Source organism: Pseudoxanthomonas sp. P4_B2, assembly GCF_056402315.1.
Window position 1 is genome coordinate 38,991 of record NZ_JBFUHQ010000009.1, and the last position, 19,777, is coordinate 58,767.

20 protein-coding genes are annotated in these 19,777 nt (G+C 63.4%); 13 read left to right on the plus strand and 7 right to left on the minus strand.

Features of this window, described 5'->3' with window-relative positions:
• The first annotated feature begins 125 nt into the window (after nt 1–125).
• Both AC1DTQ_RS17695 and folE2 read left to right on the plus strand, forming a co-directional pair.
• Nucleotides 126–839, plus strand: coding sequence for a phytoene/squalene synthase family protein (locus AC1DTQ_RS17695; protein WP_477851292.1), 714 nt, complete (start codon nt 126–128; stop codon nt 837–839).
• 79 nt (nt 840–918) lie between these two features.
• Nucleotides 919–1,866, plus strand: coding sequence for a GTP cyclohydrolase FolE2 (gene folE2, locus AC1DTQ_RS17700; RefSeq protein WP_477851293.1), 948 nt, complete (start codon nt 919–921; stop codon nt 1,864–1,866).
• A gap of 78 nt (nt 1,867–1,944) precedes the next feature.
• On the opposite strand, the gene AC1DTQ_RS17705 is transcribed toward folE2, so the two are convergent.
• The 3 genes from AC1DTQ_RS17705 to yidD are packed head-to-tail and all read right to left on the minus strand — an operon-like array spanning nt 1,945 to nt 4,384.
• Entirely contained in the window at nt 1,945–2,790 is an 846-nt protein-coding gene (locus tag AC1DTQ_RS17705; protein WP_477851294.1) for a M23 family metallopeptidase, read from the minus strand.
• Nucleotides 2,787–4,133, minus strand: a complete 1,347-nt coding sequence (locus tag AC1DTQ_RS17710; protein ID WP_477851295.1) for a dihydroorotase — start codon at nt 4,131–4,133, stop codon at nt 2,787–2,789. The genes AC1DTQ_RS17705 and AC1DTQ_RS17710 overlap by 4 nt, the downstream gene beginning before the upstream one ends.
• On the minus strand, nt 4,133–4,384 hold the full coding sequence (yidD, locus tag AC1DTQ_RS17715) for a membrane protein insertion efficiency factor YidD (RefSeq protein WP_093279813.1): 252 nt from the start codon (nt 4,382–4,384) through the stop codon (nt 4,133–4,135). The genes AC1DTQ_RS17710 and yidD overlap by 1 nt, the downstream gene beginning before the upstream one ends.
• 119 nt (nt 4,385–4,503) lie before the next feature.
• Here yidD and dksA point away from each other — a divergent pair, with 119 nt between their 5' ends.
• Nucleotides 4,504–5,634, plus strand: coding sequence for an RNA polymerase-binding protein DksA (gene dksA / locus AC1DTQ_RS17720; RefSeq protein ID WP_477851296.1), 1,131 nt, complete (start codon nt 4,504–4,506; stop codon nt 5,632–5,634).
• Between the two features lie 476 nt (nt 5,635–6,110).
• Here dksA and AC1DTQ_RS17725 read toward each other — a convergent pair whose 3' ends face one another.
• The 4 genes from AC1DTQ_RS17725 to cysS are packed head-to-tail and all read right to left on the minus strand — an operon-like array spanning nt 6,111 to nt 9,868.
• Entirely contained in the window at nt 6,111–6,752 is a 642-nt protein-coding gene (locus AC1DTQ_RS17725; protein WP_477851297.1) for a CDGSH iron-sulfur domain-containing protein, read from the minus strand.
• A 53-nt stretch (nt 6,753–6,805) separates the two neighbouring features.
• Nucleotides 6,806–8,044 (minus strand): MFS transporter, encoded by a 1,239-nt coding sequence (locus AC1DTQ_RS17730; protein WP_477851299.1) that lies wholly within the window; start codon nt 8,042–8,044, stop codon nt 6,806–6,808.
• Entirely contained in the window at nt 8,041–8,478 is a 438-nt protein-coding gene (locus AC1DTQ_RS17735; protein ID WP_477851300.1) for a SufE family protein, read from the minus strand. The genes AC1DTQ_RS17730 and AC1DTQ_RS17735 overlap by 4 nt, the downstream gene beginning before the upstream one ends.
• 22 nt (nt 8,479–8,500) lie before the next feature.
• A complete protein-coding gene (gene cysS, locus AC1DTQ_RS17740) occupies nt 8,501–9,868 on the minus strand; it encodes a cysteine--tRNA ligase (RefSeq protein ID WP_477851302.1) in 1,368 nt (455 codons plus the stop codon).
• Nucleotides 9,869–10,009: 141 nt separating this feature from the next.
• Between cysS and AC1DTQ_RS17745 the strand changes: the two genes are divergently transcribed.
• The 10 genes from AC1DTQ_RS17745 to proB all read left to right on the plus strand — a co-directional run bounded on the left by AC1DTQ_RS17745 (nt 10,010) and on the right by proB (nt 19,768).
• A complete protein-coding gene (locus AC1DTQ_RS17745) occupies nt 10,010–10,504 on the plus strand; it encodes a hypothetical protein (protein WP_477851463.1) in 495 nt (164 codons plus the stop codon).
• Between the two features lie 215 nt (nt 10,505–10,719).
• Nucleotides 10,720–11,736: an N-acetylornithine carbamoyltransferase gene (locus tag AC1DTQ_RS17750; RefSeq protein WP_477851303.1), complete on the plus strand. Its 1,017-nt coding sequence runs from the start codon at nt 10,720–10,722 to the stop codon at nt 11,734–11,736.
• 23 nt (nt 11,737–11,759) lie between these two features.
• Complete coding sequence (locus AC1DTQ_RS17755; RefSeq protein ID WP_477851304.1) at nt 11,760–12,956, plus strand: argininosuccinate synthase; 1,197 nt, start codon at nt 11,760–11,762, stop codon at nt 12,954–12,956.
• A 97-nt stretch (nt 12,957–13,053) separates the two neighbouring features.
• Nucleotides 13,054–14,157, plus strand: coding sequence for an acetylornithine deacetylase (locus AC1DTQ_RS17760; RefSeq protein ID WP_477851464.1), 1,104 nt, complete (start codon nt 13,054–13,056; stop codon nt 14,155–14,157).
• Between the two features lie 4 nt (nt 14,158–14,161).
• On the plus strand, nt 14,162–15,478 hold the full coding sequence (locus AC1DTQ_RS17765; protein ID WP_477851306.1) for an acetylglutamate kinase: 1,317 nt from the start codon (nt 14,162–14,164) through the stop codon (nt 15,476–15,478).
• A gap of 3 nt (nt 15,479–15,481) precedes the next feature.
• Nucleotides 15,482–16,105, plus strand: coding sequence for a GNAT family N-acetyltransferase (locus tag AC1DTQ_RS17770; protein ID WP_477851308.1), 624 nt, complete (start codon nt 15,482–15,484; stop codon nt 16,103–16,105).
• The gene (gene argC, locus AC1DTQ_RS17775; RefSeq protein ID WP_477851309.1) at nt 16,095–17,054 is read left to right on the plus strand and encodes an N-acetyl-gamma-glutamyl-phosphate reductase; all 960 of its coding nucleotides are present in this window, start codon (nt 16,095–16,097) and stop codon (nt 17,052–17,054) included. The genes AC1DTQ_RS17770 and argC overlap by 11 nt, the downstream gene beginning before the upstream one ends.
• Entirely contained in the window at nt 17,051–18,352 is a 1,302-nt protein-coding gene (gene argH / locus AC1DTQ_RS17780; protein ID WP_477851311.1) for an argininosuccinate lyase, read from the plus strand. The genes argC and argH overlap by 4 nt, the downstream gene beginning before the upstream one ends.
• A 3-nt stretch (nt 18,353–18,355) precedes the next feature.
• On the plus strand, nt 18,356–18,610 hold the full coding sequence (locus AC1DTQ_RS17785; RefSeq protein ID WP_477851312.1) for a YciI family protein: 255 nt from the start codon (nt 18,356–18,358) through the stop codon (nt 18,608–18,610).
• A gap of 9 nt (nt 18,611–18,619) precedes the next feature.
• The gene (gene proB / locus AC1DTQ_RS17790; protein WP_477851313.1) at nt 18,620–19,768 is read left to right on the plus strand and encodes a glutamate 5-kinase; all 1,149 of its coding nucleotides are present in this window, start codon (nt 18,620–18,622) and stop codon (nt 19,766–19,768) included.
• Nucleotides 19,769–19,777 lie beyond the last annotated feature (9 nt).

The following is a 19,777-nucleotide window of genomic DNA, read 5'->3' on the forward strand; positions in this document are numbered from 1 at the left end:
CGGCGTAAGCCGCGACCGAACGTCGGAGTGCCCAGTAAAGAATTGACGGGTTCGTATTCCACCGGTCGCAGCTTGCGCCCCGAAGGAAGTCCCCTTGGGGGACGCAGCTCCTACACAATCACACCATGACCGACTCGACCGCACTCGACAGCTTCCTGGACAAATGGCGCAGCCGCTGGCCGGAATGGCGGGTGGTCGAAGTATTCGTTCCGGCATCGCAACGTCAGCTCGCGGTCGCCTGGTTCGCCCTGCTGCAGGAGTTCACCGACGCGATGAACGTCGCCGGCGATCCCTTGCCCGCGGACGCCAAGCTGGCGTGGTGGGGCGAGGAACTGCGCGACTGGAGCAGGCAGCGTTCCCGGCATCCGCTGGGCCGCGTGCTGGAGCCCAACCGCGCGCCGTGGTTCGAGCTGGCGGAAGCGCTTCCAACCTTGATCCGGTTGCGCGAACGCCCACAGAACCCGGCGACGGCATTCCAGATCGTCGAGCCTCTGGCGATGGCCATCGCCGAGGTGGAATCGGCTTTGTTCGGCCCAGCGACAGGCCAGGTGCTGGTTCTTTCCATCAGCGCCCAATGGCTGGCGACGCGGCTGGACGAGGCCGGAGATGCGGCGATTCCGGTTCATTTCGCCGGGCAGGCCGATCCCTCCCAACAAGCCTGGTCGCGGGCTTTGCTCGGACAATGGCCGGTACGCAACGCCGGCGCCATTCCCCGCAAGCTGTGGTCGGCGCTGGCGCGCTCGCGTCTGCGGCGTTTCTCCGCAGCCGGAGAGGGATATGCGCCCTTGTCGCCGGCGCGCGCGCTGTGGCTGGGATGGCGCGCTGCCAGGCGGCGCTGACGTAACGGACCGTTGCAGGGGCGTCCAGTCCCGAGCCGGTACAATCGCAAGCCTGACCCGCCCCCCACGGTTTCCTTAGATGTCCGCTTCACGCCCCGATCTTCTACCTACCGTTTCTCCACGTACCGACCTTCCCGATGTCGCCGACCATGCCGTGCCCTTGGCGCGGGCACTGGACTGGGTAGGCATGGAGGGCATCGCCTTGCCGGTGCGCGTGTCCGATGGTGCGGGCGGGCAGCTGCAGGTCGCCGCCAGTATCGATCTGTCGGTGAATCTGACTAATCCGGAGGCGCGCGGTATCCACATGTCGCGGCTTTACTTGCAACTGCAGACGGGCCTGGCGCGCGAAGCCATCACTCCTGCCGGCCTGCGCCACCTGCTGCAAGAGAGCATCGCCTCGCAGTCGGGCCTGGCCTCGCAGGCGCGACTGAAGATCCGCTACGAAGCGTTGCTGCAAAGGCGCGCGCTCGAGAGCGAATACACCGGTTGGAAGCGTTACCCCGTCGAGATCGAAGCCACCCTGAGCGAAGGCCATTTGCAGCTGGCGCTGGGTTTCTCGCTGGAATATTCCAGCACCTGTCCGGCTTCGGCCGCGTTGTCGCGCCAGGCCAATGCCGAACGTTTCTCCGAGGATTTCGCCGCTGCGCGTCCGCTGTCGGTGGGCGTGGTCCACGATTGGCTCGAATCCGAGCGTGGCCTCGCCGCCACGCCGCACGCGCAGCGCAGCCGCGCGCAGATACGGGTGGAACTGCGCGCGCAGTTCGACGAATTGCCGCTGGTACCCTTGATCGACGCCTTGGAAGCGAGCCTGGCCACGCCGGTGCAGACCGCGGTCAAGCGCATCGATGAGCTGGCCTTCGCGCGTTTGAATGCCGAGAACCTGATGTTCTGCGAAGACGCGGCGCGCCGGGTGGCGTCGGTGTTATCGGCCGATCCACGCATCGAACGTTATCAGGCAACCGTTTCGCATTTCGAAAGCCTGCATCCGCACGATGCGGTAGCGCGGGTCAGCGGAGTGAATCCCTAATTTGTAGGTCGGGCTTACATCCCCGACATATCGCGAGTTGCGGCATGCAAGTTGGGCACGTAGACCCGACCTACCGCGCTATTTGCGCTCCAGCACCAACAGCGGATCGATCCGCACGTCGAACCAATTCATTCCCCAATGCAAATGCGGCCCGGTGGCACGTCCGGTCGCGCCCACCGCAGCGATGACCTGGCCCTGTTCCACGCGGTCGCCCACCTTCACGTCGATACGCGACAGGTGCAGAAAATTGGAGCTGACGCCGAAGCCGTGGTCTAGCAATAGCGTGCCGCCGGTGAGGTAGAGGTCGGGCGCGGCGAAAGTCACCACACCCGCTGCGGGCGCCTTGACCGGCGTACCGGCGGGCGCGGCGATGTCCATGCCGGAATGTCCCGCGCCGGGCTGTCCGTTATAGACGCGGGCATTGCCGAAGCGGCCGCTGATACGGCCCTGTACCGGCCATACGAAGGGCTTGGCGAAGTCGGTACGGTCGTCGTCGCGTGCCCGCGCGGCGATCACTAGCGCTTGTTCGCGCTTGATCCTGTCGGCGATGGCGGGTGGTGGGTTGACGGTCTTCGGCGGCACGCCGTTCACCTGTTCCTGAGGCCACTCCCGGGGCGTCACCATGATCTGCGCCGCATCACGGATGCCGTCAGGCCGCTTTATTTCGACTTCCAGCGGCCCCAACTCGTCGCGTCCCACGCCGAACACCACTGTGCCATATCCGCTGACCCGCAACTCGCGCCCCGCGTAGCTCACCGTGCTGCCGGGCGGCACCTTGCCCAGGACCAATCCCCCTTGGGGCACGTCGGCCGGAAAGACTATTTTCGTATCCAGCGAAGAGGAATTCTGTTGCGCGGACTGTTGAGCGAAAACGGAAGAGACGGAAAGGGCCAACCACAGCAGCAATGCGGAAGCCGTCCTCAACGATCGAACTCCAGACGCTGTCCGTTCGGCGTACCCATCAGATGCTCGCCATTCCATACCATGCGTCCGTTGACCCAAGTCGCGCCGACGCGCGACTGGAAAGTGGTGCCCTCGAAAGGCGACCAGCCGCATTTCGACAGCACGTCCTCGCGGCGCACGGTGAACGGTTCGTTTTCCACCAGCACCAGGTCGGCCCAGTAGCCTTCGCGCAGGTAACCGCGTTCCTTGACGTCGAACAGCTGCGCCGGCGCATGTGCGAATTTGTTGACGATCTGCGCGACGGTCGATTTCTTCTCGTGCACCAGTTCCAGCGCCGCCACCAACGCGTACTGCACCAGCGGCAAGCCGGAGGGCGCCTGCGAGTAGGGCCTGGATTTCTCTTCCAGCGTATGCGGCGCGTGGTCGGTGGCTAGTACGTCGATGACGTTGTCGGCCAGCGCGCGGATCAGGGCTTCGCGGTCGCTGGCATCCTTGATCGCGGGATTGCATTTGATCAGATTGCCCAGCCGCCCATAGTCGCTACGGTCGAAGCGCAGGAAATGCACGCAGGTTTCGGCGGTGATCCGTTTGCGCACGCCGTCGCTGCGGACCAGCGGACCGGCCTGGAACAGGGCCAGCTCGTCGGCAGTGGAGATATGCAGTACATGCAGGCGGGTGTCGTGCTTGCGCGCCAGCGACAACGCAAGCCGCGTGGATTTGATGCAAGCCTCGCGCGAACGGATGTCCGGATGGCATTCCACCGGAATGTCCTCGCCGTACTTCACCTTGAACAACGCCAGGTTGGCGTCGATGGTCGGCGTGTCCTCGCAGTGGGTGATGATGGGCGTGGGCGCTTCGCGGAAGATCGCGTCCAGCGTGTCCGGGTTGTCGACCAGCATGTTGCCGGTGGAGGCCCCCATGAACACCTTGATGCCCGGCGCAGTCTTCGGGTCCAGCGTGCGCACCGCTTCCAGGTTGTCGTTGCTGGCGCCCAGGTAGAAGCCGAAGTTGCTCCAGGCCCGACCCGCGGCGCTGCGGTATTTGGCTTCCAGCGCATCCGCATCCAACGTGGGCGGAGTGGTGTTGGGCATGTCCATGAAGGTGGTCAGGCCGCCGGCGGCGGCGGCCGCCGATTCGCTGGCGATGTCGCCTTTGTGGGTCAGGCCGGGTTCGCGGAAATGCACCTGGTCGTCGATCATCCCGGGCAACAACAAGCGCCCGCCGGCCTCGATCACCTGGTCGCCGGGTTGTGCGCTCAGTTGTCCGCCTACGTGGGTGATGCGGCCATTGGCGAAACGCAGGTCGCCGTCGAACTCACGGCCTTCGTTGACCAGACGGGCGTTGACTATCAAGGTGCCGGGCATCAGGGGGTTCCTGTGGACGGGGAAGGGTGGACGGGCTTTTCAGGCACGGGATCGTGCCCGCCCGGATGGAAGGGATGGCAGCGGCCGACGCGCCGCAACGCCAGCCAACTGCCCTTCAGCGGACCGAAGCGACCGATGGCCTGCATCGCGTATTCCGAGCAGCTGGGCGCAAAGCGGCAGCGCGGGCCTAGCAGTGGACTGATGAAGCGCTTGTAAAACCGCAGAATGAGAATGAGGAAACGGCCGACCATGTCCCGATGATATGCGAGTTGGTGGAAGAGGTCATTGAAGCAGTGGTTGCCGCACCCGACCGGGTAGGCTATAAAGACGCCCCCTTCCCGGGCCCGGGAAGTTGAAGGAAGCGCTTTTCGTGGCTGCAAAGAAACCTGCGAAGAAGGCCGCCAAGCCGGCCAAGAAACCCGCCAAGCCCGTCGCCAAGAAGCCTGTCGCCAAGCCGGTTGCGGCCAAGAAGCCGGCGGCCAAGCCCGTTGCCAAGAAGGCTCCGGCCAAAGCGGTCGCCAAGAAGGCCCCGGCTAGGCCGGTCGTCGCCAAAAAGGCGGTCCCGGCCAAAAAGGTTGTAGCCAAGAAGGCGCCCGTCGCCAAGAAAGCCGTGCCGGCCAAAAAGCCGGTTGCGCAAAAGCCCGCGCCCAAGCCCGCAGCCAAGGCTGCTGCGAAGCCTGTAGCCGCGAAACCCATCGCTCCGAAACCCGCCGCTCCGAAACCGGCTGCTCCGTCCAAATCCTCCGTCAAATCCGCACCGAAGCCGGCTGCCATGCCGGTTACGGCCAAAGCGACTCCTGCCAAGACCGCCCCCCCGGCCGCTGGCCGTGCCGAAGCGCCAGTTCCCAAGGCTGCTGCAAACCCGGCACCGGCGCCAGCCGTCAAACCGACTCCCATAAAACCAGTGCCTTCCCCCAAGACCTCTAAAAACACAAAATCCGCCGCCGCAGTTCCGGCCCCCGTCGCCAAGGCCCCCATCCCGCGTCCCGTGGGCAAGGTGGCCGTCGCTGTGGTTTCCAAGCCTTCGGCCACGCCCGCACCGCGCGGCAAGGTCAAGGTCGTGCCCTACAAGACCGATGAAGCCACCGGCCGTCCTCTTATCCCCAATGGCTACAAGCCGGCGGCGGACGAGGAATACATGAGTACGCTGCAACTGGAATATTTCCGCCAGCGCCTGCTCACCTGGCGCGCCGATCTGGTCGAGGAATCCAAACAGACCATCGAGAACCTGAAGGACGAAGTGCGCGACGTCGGCGACGAAGCCGAGCGTGCGACTCGCGAAACCGAGAACTCGCTGGAACTGCGTACCCGCGACCGCTACCGCAAGCTGATCGGCAAGATCGACAGCACGCTCAAGCGTCTGGATGGCGGGGATTACGGTTACTGCGCCGATACGGGCGAGGAAATCGGCCTGGAGCGCCTGGAAGCGCGCCTGACCGCCGAGCGCACCATCGATGCGCAGGAGCGCTGGGAGCACTTGCAGAAGCAGCAGGGCGACTAATCGCAGGCGTTCGCCAGAGTTAAAAAAGCCCCGCATCGCGGGGTTTTTTTATATGTCGTCATCCCAGCGTAAGCTGGGATCCATCTTGATCTTGATCTTGATCTTGATCTTGGATCTTGATTTCTTATCCTTGATCTTGATCTTCGTCATCCCCGCGAAGGCGGGGATCCAGCGACTTCGCTTTTGTTGCCGGAAGCAAAAGCGTTGACCAGCCGTTCGGCTGTTAAGAGCCGCGCGTTGCGCGAGTCACTTTTCTTTGAACGGCAAAGAAAAGTAACTAAAAGAAAGCCGCCCTAACGCCGCGCCCAACGATAGAGCCGTTGGGTCCGCAAATGAGCCGGGAATTTCCGGAAGGCACATCCATGTGCCGTCCGGAAACGGCGCACATCGTGCGCGCCGCCCCTTCGGGGTTAGACCCGGCTCATTTGCCGCGTCTCACGGGACAATGAAGCTAAAAACAAGAGTCGAATCATCTTTTAAGCTCCATCAGCCTGAAAACCGGCCTTCCTGTGCGAACCATCGCAATAAGGTTTGTTCTGCGAATGGCCGCAGCGGCAAAGCCAGGTTTCGCTGGTGCGGTTGATCGTGTGGCCCGTGCCGCTGACGATTTCCAAGTTGCCGCTTACTTTCAGTGGGCCATTGAGTTGCGGAGCCACTTCCAGCATGCCCGCGCGTGCGGTCAGTCCTTCGGAAGGCTTGATTGCCGGTTCGCCGGTGGCCACGAAACCGCCTTCGACATGACTGTTGTCGCAGTAGGGTTTGTTCTTCGAAAGGCCGCAACGGCACAGCGTCGCGCGAAGGCCTTCGTCTTCGCCAGCGATACGCAGCGGCGCGTTGAAGGCTAGCGGCCCGTCTTCGCGTATCCGGACCGTGTTGACCAACGGCGCCGGTTCCCCTGGCTGCCCGTCGAGACGCTCGTAACGGATCGCGCCGGAAGGGCAGATGCGGGCGGTAAGCGCCACTTCATCGGCGGAAACCGCATCGGGATGGATCCATTCGCCCTCCACGTTGGGGACGAACACATCTGGATGGGTCAGCACGCAATTGCGGGAATGGATGCAGCGTTCGCCATCGAAATGGATGACGACCTGCTTGCCGCGAACGGTTTCGGTACCCATGGCACGACTCGGCTTTGGGAAGGGTTCCAGTCTACGCCTGAGTCGCCGCCGGCTTACTGCAGGTCCTGCAAATCCAGCCGGCGCAGTTTCGGCGCCTTCCAGGCGGTCACGCCGACCACGGCCAGGGTCATGAATCCGCCGAACACCACCGAAGGTACCAGCCCCATCAGGCGTGCCGCCAATCCCGACTCGAACGCGCCCAGCTCGTTGGAGGAGCCGATGAAGATGCCGTTGATCGAGGAAACGCGCCCGCGCATTTCGTCCGGCGTGGCCAGTTGCAGGATGGTCGAACGCAGCACCACCGAGACGCCGTCGCACATGCCGGACAGCATCAGCATCAGCACCGACAGCCAGAAGTCCCGCGACAGCGCGAAACCGATGACGCACAGGCCGAAGCCGGCGACCGCATACAGCAGCAGGCGGCCGGCATTGCGCTTGGGCGGCCTGCGCGCAAGCCACAGCCCCACGAGCACAGCACCGGCGGCCGGCGCCGCACGCAACATGCCCAAAGCCTCGGGGCCGTAATGCAGGATGTCGTGGATGAAGGCAGGCAGCAGCGCCACTGCGCCGCCGAACAGGACCGAGAACATGTCCAACGCTTGCGCGCCCAGCACCACCTGATTGTTGAACACGAAACGCAGGCCTTCGCCGATGCTCTTGAAGATAGGCGCGCGTTCCGGCGATGCGGGCGGTTCGCTGACGCGCAGAGAGACGATCGCGATCGCAGCGGCCGCGGCGAAGCCGGCCGCCACCAGGTAAGCCAGCGTGTTGCCGCCCCAGGCCACCAGCAACCCACCCATGGCCGGTCCGACCACCAGCCCGGTCTGCATCACCACACTGCCGATGCCGGCCCCGCGTGCGTATTGTTCGCGCGGCAGCACGCGCGCGAATAGCGCGGTGTAGACGGGCGCCAGGAACGCGCGCACCACGCCATTGACCGCGATGGCGGCGTAGATGGTGATGGTGCCGAAGGAAGGGATGCGTCCGCTGGCCACGCCCGCCAGCGTCAACGTGGTCAACAGCAAGCCCAGGCAGGCGTACATGCCCAAGCGGCGGCGGCGCATGTGATCGACTGCATAACCAGCGAACAGCGCGAAACAGAAGTAGGGTATGACTTCGGTCAGCCCGATCAGGCCCAAGGCCAACGCATCGCGGGTGATCTGGTAGAGATGCCAGCCGACCGTTACCGCCACGATCTGGTAAGACAGCATCGCCAGCAGGCGGTAGACCAGCAGTCCGATGAAGCCCCGGTTGCGCAAGGGCGAAACGGGCAGGGGCGCCGCCTCACTCATGCATGGTTTCTTGCGGTGTCCTGAATGAAGGCCAGGATTGCGGCCAAGCCGTTGCTGCGTGTCGGAGACAGATGTTTGGCCAGGCCGATATCGGCGATGTAATCGGGCTGGGTCGCCAATATCTCGGCGGCGGGGCGCCCCGAATACACACGCAGTGCAAGATAGATTAAGCCGGAAACGATGGCCGAATCGCTGATCGCATTGAAGTCCAGCCGGTCCGCGTCGCCCTGCGGCACGATCCAGACTAGCGACTGACAACCCAATAGACGATGTTCCTCCGTCTTCCACTCTTCAGGGAAAGGAGGCAGCTTGCGTCCCAGGTCGATCAGGTACTGGTAGCGCTCGGACCAGTCGCTGAAGAAGCCGAACTCTTCTTTGATGGCGAGCTGGGCTTCGGCAGGAGTGGGTTCGAGCGGGAAAATACTTGTGTTCACAATTGGTGCTCAGGGTTCATCGTCAACCACGCTTCCAGCGTACGCCCTGCGCCGTGTCTTCCAGCAAAACGCCCTCGGCGGCCAGCTGATCGCGGATGGCGTCGGATCGAGCGAAATCGCGGCTCTTCTTGGCCTCATTACGCTCGTCGATCAAGGACTGGATGCGGACGTCGTCATCGTCTGAGGCGCCGCGGCCGAACCAGTCCGCTGCTTCTTGTTGCAGCAGGCCCAGAGCAAGGCCCGCACCCAGCAATTCGGACTTCAAACGCATCTTGTCTTCGGGCGCGACCGCCTTGCGCGCCTCGCCGGCGATACGTGCCAACTCGGCTAGCGCCTGCGGAGTATTCAGATCATCGTCCAGGGCGGCTTCCACAACGGCCGGAATTTCTGCTTCGGCCTGGATATCGACAAGGTCGCGCAGCGTTCCATACAACCGGTCCAGCGTACGCAGCGATTGCTCGATCAAGGCGTCGGACCATTCCAGTGGTTGCCGGTAATGCGCAGAAAGAAGCGCATAGCGCAGCGCCTCGGGCGGATGCTGCTTCAGCAGTTCGTGTACGCGCTCCACGTTGCCCACCGACTTGGACATCTTGGCGCCGCCGAAATTCAGCATGCCGTTGTGCACCCAGAACCGGGCGAATATCTTGCCGCCGTGCGCGCATTCGCTCTGCGCGATCTCGTTTTCGTGATGCGGGAACTGCAGATCCACGCCGCCGGCATGGATGTCGATGGTTTCGCCGAAGATCGCTTCGATCATCGCCGAGCATTCGATATGCCAGCCGGGACGGCCGCGGCCCCACGGCGATTCCCAGCCGGGTAGATCGTCGCTGGAAGGCTTCCACAACACGAAATCGCCGGCGTCGCGTTTGTACGGAGCCACTTCCACCCGGGCGCCGGCCAGCATTTCCTCCGGATCGCGGCGCGAAAGCTTGCCGTAGTCCGCAAAAGTGGCGACAGCGAACAACACATGGCCTTCGGCCACATAGGCATGGCCGGTTTCGATCAGGCGCTCGATCATGGCGATGATGTGCGGTACGTGGGCCGTCGCTTCGGGCTGCAAATCCTGCGGCACCACGCCCAAGCTCGCCATGTCCTCGCGATAGGCGGCGGCGTATTTGTCGGTGATCGTGGAAATCGGCATCCCGAGTTCCTTCGCGGCGGCATTGATCTTGTCGTCAATGTCGGTGATGTTGCGCGCGTAGCGCAGGCCGCCGAAGCGGCGGCGGAGCAGGGCGGCCAGCACGTCGAACACCACCGGGCCGCGCGCGTTGCCGATATGCACGTAGTTGTAGACCGTGGGGCCGCACAGGTACATGGTGGGGCAGCCGGGGACGAGCGGCGCGAAGGGTTCCACCTGTCGCGTCAGGTTATTGTGCAATCTCAGGGTCATGAGTGGGGTGAGGGAAGGATGCCGGTCGATTCTACCGGCCCCTATGCGCCTTCGACAGTATTCGCCTTCGACAGCATCGATTCAGCCCCTCTCCAGGCGCACTCCCTACACTGGAGGTTGGGATTCCAGACCAGTGGCCTCATGCGCCTGTATCGCCACACATTGCTCGGCCTCGGCCTGTCTGCCTTCGCATCGGTCTCGGCAGCGGCCCAGGAGACAGATCCAGTCACGGTGCTGCCGGTGGAAAACGTCCGCCTGGACTATGCGCAGGTACTGGCTGTCGACCCCGTCTACCAAACCCTGCGCGCTTCGCGCACCGAAATGCGTTGCGAGGAAAAACAGGCACCTAAGCCTGCCCCTCCGCAAGAAGAGGGCCGCTGGTCGAAGATCATGGATTCGGTGAAAGGCGTATTCACCCGCGACCCGGAGCCTGCGCCCAAGGCCGAACCCGCCAAGCCCAGCTGCCGCATGGTGCCGGTGGAGCGCGAGTTCCGCCGCCCTATCGCCTATGACGTGGATTACGTCTACAAAGGCTTCAAGTACCGCTCGCGCCTGGCCGAAGATCCCGGCAACCGGCTGCGGATCCGGGTTTCCGTGATGCCTTACATCCCAGGTCAGAACCTCGCCACACCCTAAGTCTTGCGCCAGGACACCCTGCGTGCGACGATGCGACCCAATGAGCATGAACGCACACCTGCACGCAAGCGCCGCCCGGATGGCCTCGGGAATGACGTCTCGTGCCCGCCGACCGGAACCGCTTATCTAGCTGGGTCGCCGGACGTTACTGCTTGTTCAACCGGAACCCAGCCTGGCGCTGGGTTTTTTCGTTTCTGGATCTTTGGGAAGTCGCAATGAAGCCGGTAATAAAGCATTTCTTGAATACGCAGGACTGGTCGCGTACCGAACTGGACGCGCTGCTGACGCAGGCGGCGTTGTACAAGCAGCACAAGCTGGGCGATGCGCTGAAGGGGAAATCAATCGCCCTGGTGTTCTTCAATCCGTCCATGCGTACCCGCACCAGTTTCGAGTTGGGCGCTTTCCAGCTGGGCGGCCACGCGGTGGTGCTGCAGCCGGGCAAGGATGCATGGCCGATCGAATTCAACCTGGGCACGGTGATGGACGGCGACACCGAGGAGCACATCGCTGAGGTCGCCCGCGTGTTGGGCCGCTACGTCGACCTGATCGGCGTGCGTGCCTTCCCGAAGTTCATCGACTGGGCCTATGACCGCGAAGACATCGTGCTGAAGAGCTTCGCGAAGTACTCGCCGGTGCCGGTGATCAACATGGAGACCATCACCCATCCGTGCCAGGAGCTCGCGCACGTACTTGCTCTGCAAGAGCACTTCGGTAGCCACGATCTCCGCGGCAAGAAGTACGTGCTGACCTGGACGTACCACCCCAAGGCGCTGAACACCGCCGTGGCGAACTCGGCCCTGACCATCGCCACGCGCATGGGCATGGACGTGACCCTGCTGTGCCCCACGCCCGAATACGTGCTGGACGAGCGTTACATGGGCTGGGCCGAACAGAACGTGGCCGAGAACGGCGGCTCGCTGCGCGTCAGCCACGATATCGACAGCGCCTACGCGGGCGCCGACGTCGTTTACGCGAAGAGTTGGGGCGCGCTGCCCTATTTCGGCAACTGGGAACCGGAGAAGCCCATCCGCGACCAGTACAAGCACTTCATCGTCGACGAACGCAAGATGGCGCTGACCAACAACAGCGTCTTCAGCCATTGCCTACCGTTGCGCCGGAACATCAAGGCGACCGACGCGGTCATGGATTCGCCGCAATGCATTGCTATCAATGAGGCGGAAAACCGCCTGCATGTGCAGAAGGCCATCATGGCCGCGCTTTCCAACCAGTAAACCCACGGAACCAACACTTCCCCATGAGCCAGACCAAAGACATCGTCCTCGCCTTTTCCGGCGGCCTAGACACCAGCTTCTGCATTCCCTACCTGCAGGAGCGGGGCTGGGCCGTGCATACCGTATTCGCCGATACCGGCGGCGTGGATGCCGAAGAGCGCGCCTTCATCGAGCAGCGTGCCGCCGAACTCGGTGCCGCCAGCCACGTCACCGTCGATGGCGGTCCCGCGATCTGGGACGGCTTCGTCAAGCCGTTCGTGTGGGCGGGAGAGGGTTATCAGGGCCAGTATCCTTTGCTGGTATCGGACCGCTATCTCATCGTCGATGCGGCGCTCGCACGCGCGAAGGAACTCGGCACCAAGGCCATCGCGCATGGCTGCACCGGCATGGGCAACGACCAGGTGCGTTTCGATCTGGCAGTGAAGGCATCGGGCGACTACCAGATCGTCGCGCCGATCCGGGAAATCCAGAAGGAACACACCCAGACCCGCGCCTACGAACAGAAATACCTGGAGGATCGCGGCTTCGGCGTGCGCGCCAAGCAGAAGGCCTACACCATCAACGAGAACCTGCTGGGGCTGACCATGTCCGGCGGCGAGATCGACCGCTGGGATGCGCCCGGCGAAGGCGCACGCGGTTGGTGCGCGCCGCGTAGCGCCTGGCCAGTCGAACCGTTGACCGTCACCCTGAAGTTCGAGAACGGGGTCGCGATCGAACTGGATGGCAAGCCGCTCGAAGGCGCGACGTTGCTGGCCAAACTCAACACGCTATTCGCCCAGTACGGCGTCGGCCGCGGCATGTATACCGGCGACACCACCATCGGCCTGAAAGGACGCATCGTGTTCGAAGCGCCCGGCCTGATCGCTTTGCTGACCGCGCACCGTGCGCTGGAAGAGGCGGTGCTGACCAAGCAGCAGAATCGCTTCAAGCCCGAAGTGGCGCGCAAGTGGGTGGAGCTGGTGTACGAAGGCTTCTTCCACGATCCGCTGAAGACCGATCTGGAGGCGTTCCTCGCTTCTTCGCAGTCCACCGTGAATGGCGAAGTCACGCTGGAGACGCGCGGCGGCCGGGTGGACGCCGTGGCCATCAAGTCGCCGCATATCCTCAATGCCAAGGGCGCGACCTACGCGCAATCGGCCGACTGGGGAGTGGAGGAAGCCGAAGGCTTCATCAAGCTGTTCGGCATGAGCAGCACGCTCTGGGCTGAAGTCAACCGCTGACCAATCCGTAGGAGCGGCCCATGGCCGCGAGCTCTTGCGCATATCGGACAAAAAACTCGCGGCCATGGGCCGCTCCTACGACAACACTGGAAACGCAATGCTGGAGTCGGTCCTCAATCATCTCGAAGCGCTGGTGTCCCACGACACCCGCAATCCGCCGCGTGCGATCACTACCGGCGGCATCTTCGACTATATCCGCTTGCAGCTTCCGGACTTCGCCGTTGAAGTCACCGACCACGGCGCCGGAGCGGTCTCGCTGTTCGCCGTGCGCGGCCAGCCGAAGCGGGTTTTCAACGTTCACCTCGATACCGTACCTTCGTCGCCGGCCTGGACGGCCGATCCGCTGAAACTGCGGGTGAACGGGGATCGCGCCATCGGACTCGGCGCCTGCGATATCAAGGGCGCCGCTGCCGCACTGATCGCTGCCGCGCAATCGACGCAGGGCGACGCGGCATTCCTGTTCACCAGCGACGAGGAAGCCAACGATCCACGCTGCATCGCCGCGTTTTTGAACAGGAATGCGCTGGCGCGCGACCACAGCTTCACCGAAGCCATCATCGCCGAGCCCACTCAGGGCCAGGCGGTGTTGGCCCATCGCGGCATCAGTGCGGTGAGGATGTTGTTCAAGGGCCAGGCGGGACATGCTTCGGCGGAAAACGCGCTGACCCTGAGCGCCGTGCATAACGCGATGCGCTGGGGCACCACCGCGTTGGATTACGTGCAGGGTCAGCATCACCTCCGTTTCGGCGGACTGACCGGATTGCGCTTCAATATCGGCCGGATCGAAGGCGGCATCAAGGCCAACATGATCGCGCCAACGGCCGAAGTGCGCTTCGGCTTTCGTCCGTTGCCGTCGCAAAACATGGACGCGCTGCATGCGCAGTTCAGGGAATTCACCGCGGCCGATGCGCTGGCCGAATACGAGGAAACCTTCCGCGGCCCCTCGTTGCCATCCGGCGACGTGGCCCGTGCGGAGGAGCGTAGGCTTGCGGCGCGCGATCTGGCCGACGAACTCGGCCTGCCTATCGGCAACGCGGTCGATTTCTGGACCGAAGCGTCACTGTTCTCCGCCGCGGGCCTGACCGCGCTGGTCTACGGCCCCGGCGACATCGCGCAGGCGCACACCGCGGACGAATGGGTTTCCCTCGAACAACTACAACGCTACGCCGAAACGGTGCAGCGGATCTTCGGACAGAACTGAGAACATGGAATCGCACAAGCAAACCCGGCAGACCATCATCCGCCTGCTGTCCAGCATGGCTAGCGCCAAGGAAATCTCGCAGTACGTCAAGCGCTTCTCGCAGTTAGACGCTAAGCGTTTCGCCGTGGTCAAGGTGGGCGGCGCGGTGCTTCGCGACGACCTGGAGGCGCTGACTTCTTCGCTGTCGTTCCTGCAGGAAGTGGGGCTGACGCCCATCGTCGTGCATGGCGCCGGTCCGCAGTTGGATGAGGAAATGACCGCAGCGGGCATCGAAAAGCAGACAGTGAACGGCCTGCGGATTACCAGCCCGGAAGTGCTGGCGATCGTGCGCAAGGTTTTCCTGCAGCAGAACCTGGCCCTGGTCGAAGCATTGCAAGAGTCGGGGGCGCGCGCGACCTCGATCGTGTCCGGCGTGTTCGAGGCCGAATACCTGGACCAGCAGACCTATGGCCTGGTCGGTGAAGTGAAACGCATCAACCAGTCGCCGATCGAAGCGAGCCTGAAGGCTGGTTCGATTCCGGTCATCGCAAGTCTGGGCGAGACCATGGGCGGCCAAATCCTCAACATCAATGCCGATTTCGCGGCCAACGAACTGGTGCAAGTGCTGCAGCCCTACAAGATCATCTTCCTCACCGGTACGGGTGGATTGCTGGACGATAAGGGCGCGGTGATCGATTCGATCAATCTGTCCACAGAGTACGACGAGCTGATGGCGCAGCCCTGGATCAATGGCGGCATGCGGGTGAAGATCGAACAGATCAAGGACCTGCTGGACAAGCTGCCGCTGACTTCTTCGGTCTCGATCACCAAGCCGGCGGAACTGGCCAAGGAGCTGTTCACGCACAAGGGTTCGGGCACGCTGGTGCGTCGTGGCGAGCGCGTACTGCGCTTCGATTCATGGGAAGGCGTGGATCTGGAACGGATGCGCGTGCTCATCGAATCGAGTTTCGGGCGGAAGCTGGTTGCCGACTATTTCGACAATGCCAAGCCTTACCGCACCTACATCAGCGAAAACTATCGCACTGCGCTGATCCTGACCCGGGAAGAAGGTTTCGCGTATCTCGACAAGTTCGCCGTGCTGGACGACGCGCAAGGCGAGGGTCTGGGTCGCGCGGTCTGGCATGTGATGCGGGAGGAAAATCCGCAGCTGTTCTGGCGTTCGCGCCATAACAACCAAGTCAATATCTTCTACTACGCCGAATCCGATGGCTGCTACAAACAGGAGAAGTGGAAGGTGTTCTGGTACGGCATCGAGGATTTCGCCGACATCGAGCGGTGTGTGGCGCATTGCCGCACGCGTGTTCCGACCCTGGTGGACTGAACCATGAACCTTTCGAATCTTCCCGCTAGCTGGCAAGCGCCGCGACTCGGTGGCCGGCATGTGGCGCTGGAACCCTTGGACCTCGAGCATGTCGGGGGATTGAGCCTTGCGCTCGAGGGCGATGAATTGTCGCGGCTCTGGTACACCAACGTGCCCAAAGCCACGGGTGCGGACGCCTGGGTGCGCACCGCTTTGGATAAGCAGCAGCAGGGTCTGGAAGTGCCGTTCGCGGTGCGCGATGCCGACGGCGCGGTGGTCGGCAGCACGCGTTTCTACGATATGGATGCGTCCGTGCCCAAGCTCAGCATCGGCTACACCTGGTACGCACCCAGGGTGCAGCGCAGCGGTTTGAACACGGAAGCCAAGCTGCTTCTGCTCACCCATGCGTTCGAAACGCTCCAATGCGCCTCGGTGTACCTGGAGACCAGTTGGTTCAACCATGCCTCGCGCACGGCTATCGCGCGTTTAGGCGCCAAGCAGGACGGAATCCTGCGCAACCACCGCCGCCATGCCGACGGCACGATGCGCGACACGGTGGTGTTCTCCATCATAGACAGGGAGTGGGCGGCCGTGAAAAGCAACCTGTCCTACAGGCTTGAGCAGGGAGGACGCACGCATGGCCAGTAAGACGGTCGGTCTGGTTGGTGCGCGCGGACATACCGGCGCAGAACTGATCCGCCTCATCGCCCGACATCCGCACCTGGAGCTGGCATTCGTGTCTTCGCGTGAACTGGTCGGACAACCGGTCAGCGCGCATATCGAGGGTTTCGCCGGCGAGCTTCGCTACGAGAACTTGGGCCACGAGCAGGTCGCCGCCAGGGGTGTGGATGCGGTGATTCTGGCCCTGCCCAACGGCAAGGCCAGCGACATCGTCGCAGCATTGGGAGCGCAAGCACCCGATACCGTGATCGTGGACCTGTCTGCCGACTACCGCTTCAACGAAGACTGGTACTACGGACTTCCCGAACTTACCCGCGCAAGTTATGCGGGGCAAAAACGCATCAGCAACCCGGGTTGCTATGCGACCGCCATGCAGCTCGCCATCGCGCCCTTGCTCGATCGGTTGGCCGGTCCGCCGCAATGCTTCGGAGTTTCCGGATACTCGGGGGCCGGCACCACGCCTTCCGATAAGAACGATACCGACAAACTGCGCGACAACCTGATGCCTTACGCGCTGGCCGACCACATGCACGAGCGCGAAGTCTCCCGTCACCTGGGCGTGCCGGTGGAGTTCATGCCGCACGTGGCGCCGCACTTCCGCGGTATCACCATGACCGTGAATCTCTGGCTCGACCAAGCGATGGACGTAGAAGCGATCCGTGATCTCTATCGGCAACGCTATGCGGGCGAGCCACTGATCCGCATCCTCGACGAGGCTCCGTGGGTCAGCAATATCGCCGGCAAGCACGGCGTAGAGATCGGCGGCTTCACCGTTGCGCCGGGCGGCAAGCGCGTCGTCGTGGTCGCCACGCTGGACAATTTGCTGAAGGGCGCGGCCACCCAGGCGATGCAGAACCTGAACCTCGCTTTCGGCTTCGACGAATTCACTAGCATCCCGATGGGAGAGGGCGCATGAGCGACCTGTTGTGGCAGAAACCCGGCGTAACCGTGGACGCCCGGATCCAGAAGTTCCTGGCCGGCGACGACGTGATCCTGGATCGCGAGTTCTTCCTGCACGACATCACCGCCAGCAAGGCGCATGCCGAAGGGCTGCAGCGCATCGGCATTCTCTCGCCCGAAGAGTTGACGGGCTTGAACCGCGAGTTGGATCTGCTGGCCGAAGACTTCCGCAGCGGCGCTTTCGTGCTGGACGATCGTTTCGAGGATTGCCATTCGGCCATCGAATCGCGTTTGACCGAACGTTTGGGCGATGCGGGCCGCAAGATCCACACCGGCCGCAGCCGCAACGACCAGATCCTGGTGGCGACGCGCCTGTGGCTGAAAGAGAAGCTCTTGCGAGTCTCGGAATTGAGCCGCCAGGTCGCCAAGATAGCGCTGGATCGCGCCGAGGCCGAGCGGAGTCTTCCCCTTCCAGGCTACACGCACATACAGCACGCGGTGGTTTCGTCCGCGGGCATGTGGTGGGCGGGCTGGGCGGAAGCCTTCATCGACAACGCCATCCGTGCCAACGACACGCATCGTCTGATCGATGCCAATCCGCTGGGCACCGCCGCCGGTTACGGCGTGAATCTGCCGTTGGATCGCGATCACACCACCCGGGCTCTGGATTTCGCGCGCCTGCAGGTGAGCCCAATCTACGCGCAGCTTTCGCGTGGAAAGTTCGAGATAGCAGCGCTTGAGGCCTTGGGAAGCGCGACGCTCGATCTGCGCAGACTGGCCTGGGATCTGTCGTTGTTTACCAGCGCCGAATTCGGTTTCGTGTCGCTGCCCGCGCAGTACACGACCGGTAGTTCCATCATGCCGAACAAGCGTAATCCCGATGTGATCGAGTTGATGCGCGCCACCCATGCCAGCGTGGCGGCGGCGCGCACCGAAATCGAGCAGTTGTTGTCGCTGCCCTCGGGTTATCACCGCGACCTACAGGGCAGTAAGGGCGCCATATTCCACGGCTTCGGCCGCGGGTTGCCTGCGCTGGAATTGCTGCCGGATCTGCTGGCGAACCTGGAATGGCGCGAGGACCGGATGCGCGCCGCCATGGATTCGGGCATGTACGCCACCGACGTGGCGATGGAGCAGGCGGCGGCAGGCGTTCCTTTCCGCGAGGCCTATCGTGCGGCGGCGGCTTCGGCGGACCAAGCCGGGGCAGGGCGGACGCCGGAATCAAGCCTGGCCGCCCGCGTGTCGCCGGGCGCCGCGGCCGATCTGCGGCTGGACGAACTGCGTGAGCGTTGGCATGCGCTCGGGGGTCGATAACGAATGAAGCGCTACCTGGTCATGGCCATGCGCAAACCGGACTTCAGTGATGAGGCGATCGCGCCGCACCTGGTCTTCCTCGATGCGTTACGGGCTGACGGCAAGCTGGAGATGACCGGCGGCTTCAGCGACAAGTCCGGCGGAGCCTACGTGCTATTGGTCGGCACGCTGGAGGAAGCGAAAGCCATCGCCGTCGCCGACCCGCTGGCCACTTCCGGCTCCTCGGATCTCGTGGTGTACGAATGGAATGCCCGCTGAGGCGATGGAATGAACACGACCGAATCGCCCTTCGCCCAACAAACGCTGCCCGCCTGGCGCCGCGCCGTGCTCAAGGTCGGCAGCAGCCTGCTGGCCGCGGAAGGCGAAGGTCTGAGTCCACGCCACGCGTTGGGGCTCGCGCAGTTCGTTTCCGCGAGCCTGGCGGCGGGGCGCGAAGTGGTGATCGTGTCCTCCGGTGCGGTGGCGGCAGGACGTGCGGTCATCCATCGCAAGGCCAATGCGGGAGCCGCCATGGCCGAGCGCCAAGCCCTCGCCGCATTGGGCCAGGCCCAACTGATCGGCTTGTGGCAACGTTTCTTCGAGCGGCCGGTGGCGCAGGTGCTGCTGACCCACGACGACTTGCGTAATCGCCGTCGCTATCTCAATGCGCGCGCGACATTGAACGAATTGCTGGCGCTCGGCGCATTGCCGGTGGTCAACGAGAACGACACGGTCTCGGTCGACGAGCTGAAACTGGGCGATAACGACAATCTGGCGGCGGTGATCGCCGCCCTGGTCGATGCCGATGCCTTATTCATCGCTACCGATATCGACGGTTTCTATACCGCCAACCCGCGCATCCATGCCGATGCAAAACCGATCGAAGATGTCGAGGCGTTGACGCCCGAGTTCTTCGCCATGGCCGGCGATGCCGGCAGCAGCGCGGGAACCGGCGGCATGCGCACTAAGCTGGAAGCTGCGGCGAAAGCGGCCGCCGCGGGCATCGAAACCTTCCTCTTCAACGGCACTCGCGCTGAAGCGGTGCGCGCGCTGGCGCAGGGCCAATTCAGCGGTACTCGTTTTCGCCCTTCCCAGAATCGCGTTGCCGCGCGCAAGTACTGGCTGCGCAATGTACCGTTGGAAGCTGGCGGGGTGATCGTCGATGCCGGTGCGGCCCGTGCGATGGCCGAGAAAGGCGCGTCGTTGCTGCCCGGCGGCGTGATCGTGGCGGAGGGAGATTTCAGGCGCGGCGACATGGTCGAGGTGCGCTTGCGCGACGAAAACGGCGATCGCAGCATCGCTCGCGGCGTCAGCCAGTACTCGGCTGTGGACATCCGCCGCATCGCCCGGCGGCATTCGCGCGATATCGAATCCATTCTCGGTTACAACTATGGCGAGAACGTGATCCACCGCGACGATCTAGTTCTTCTGCAGTAACGAGATTTG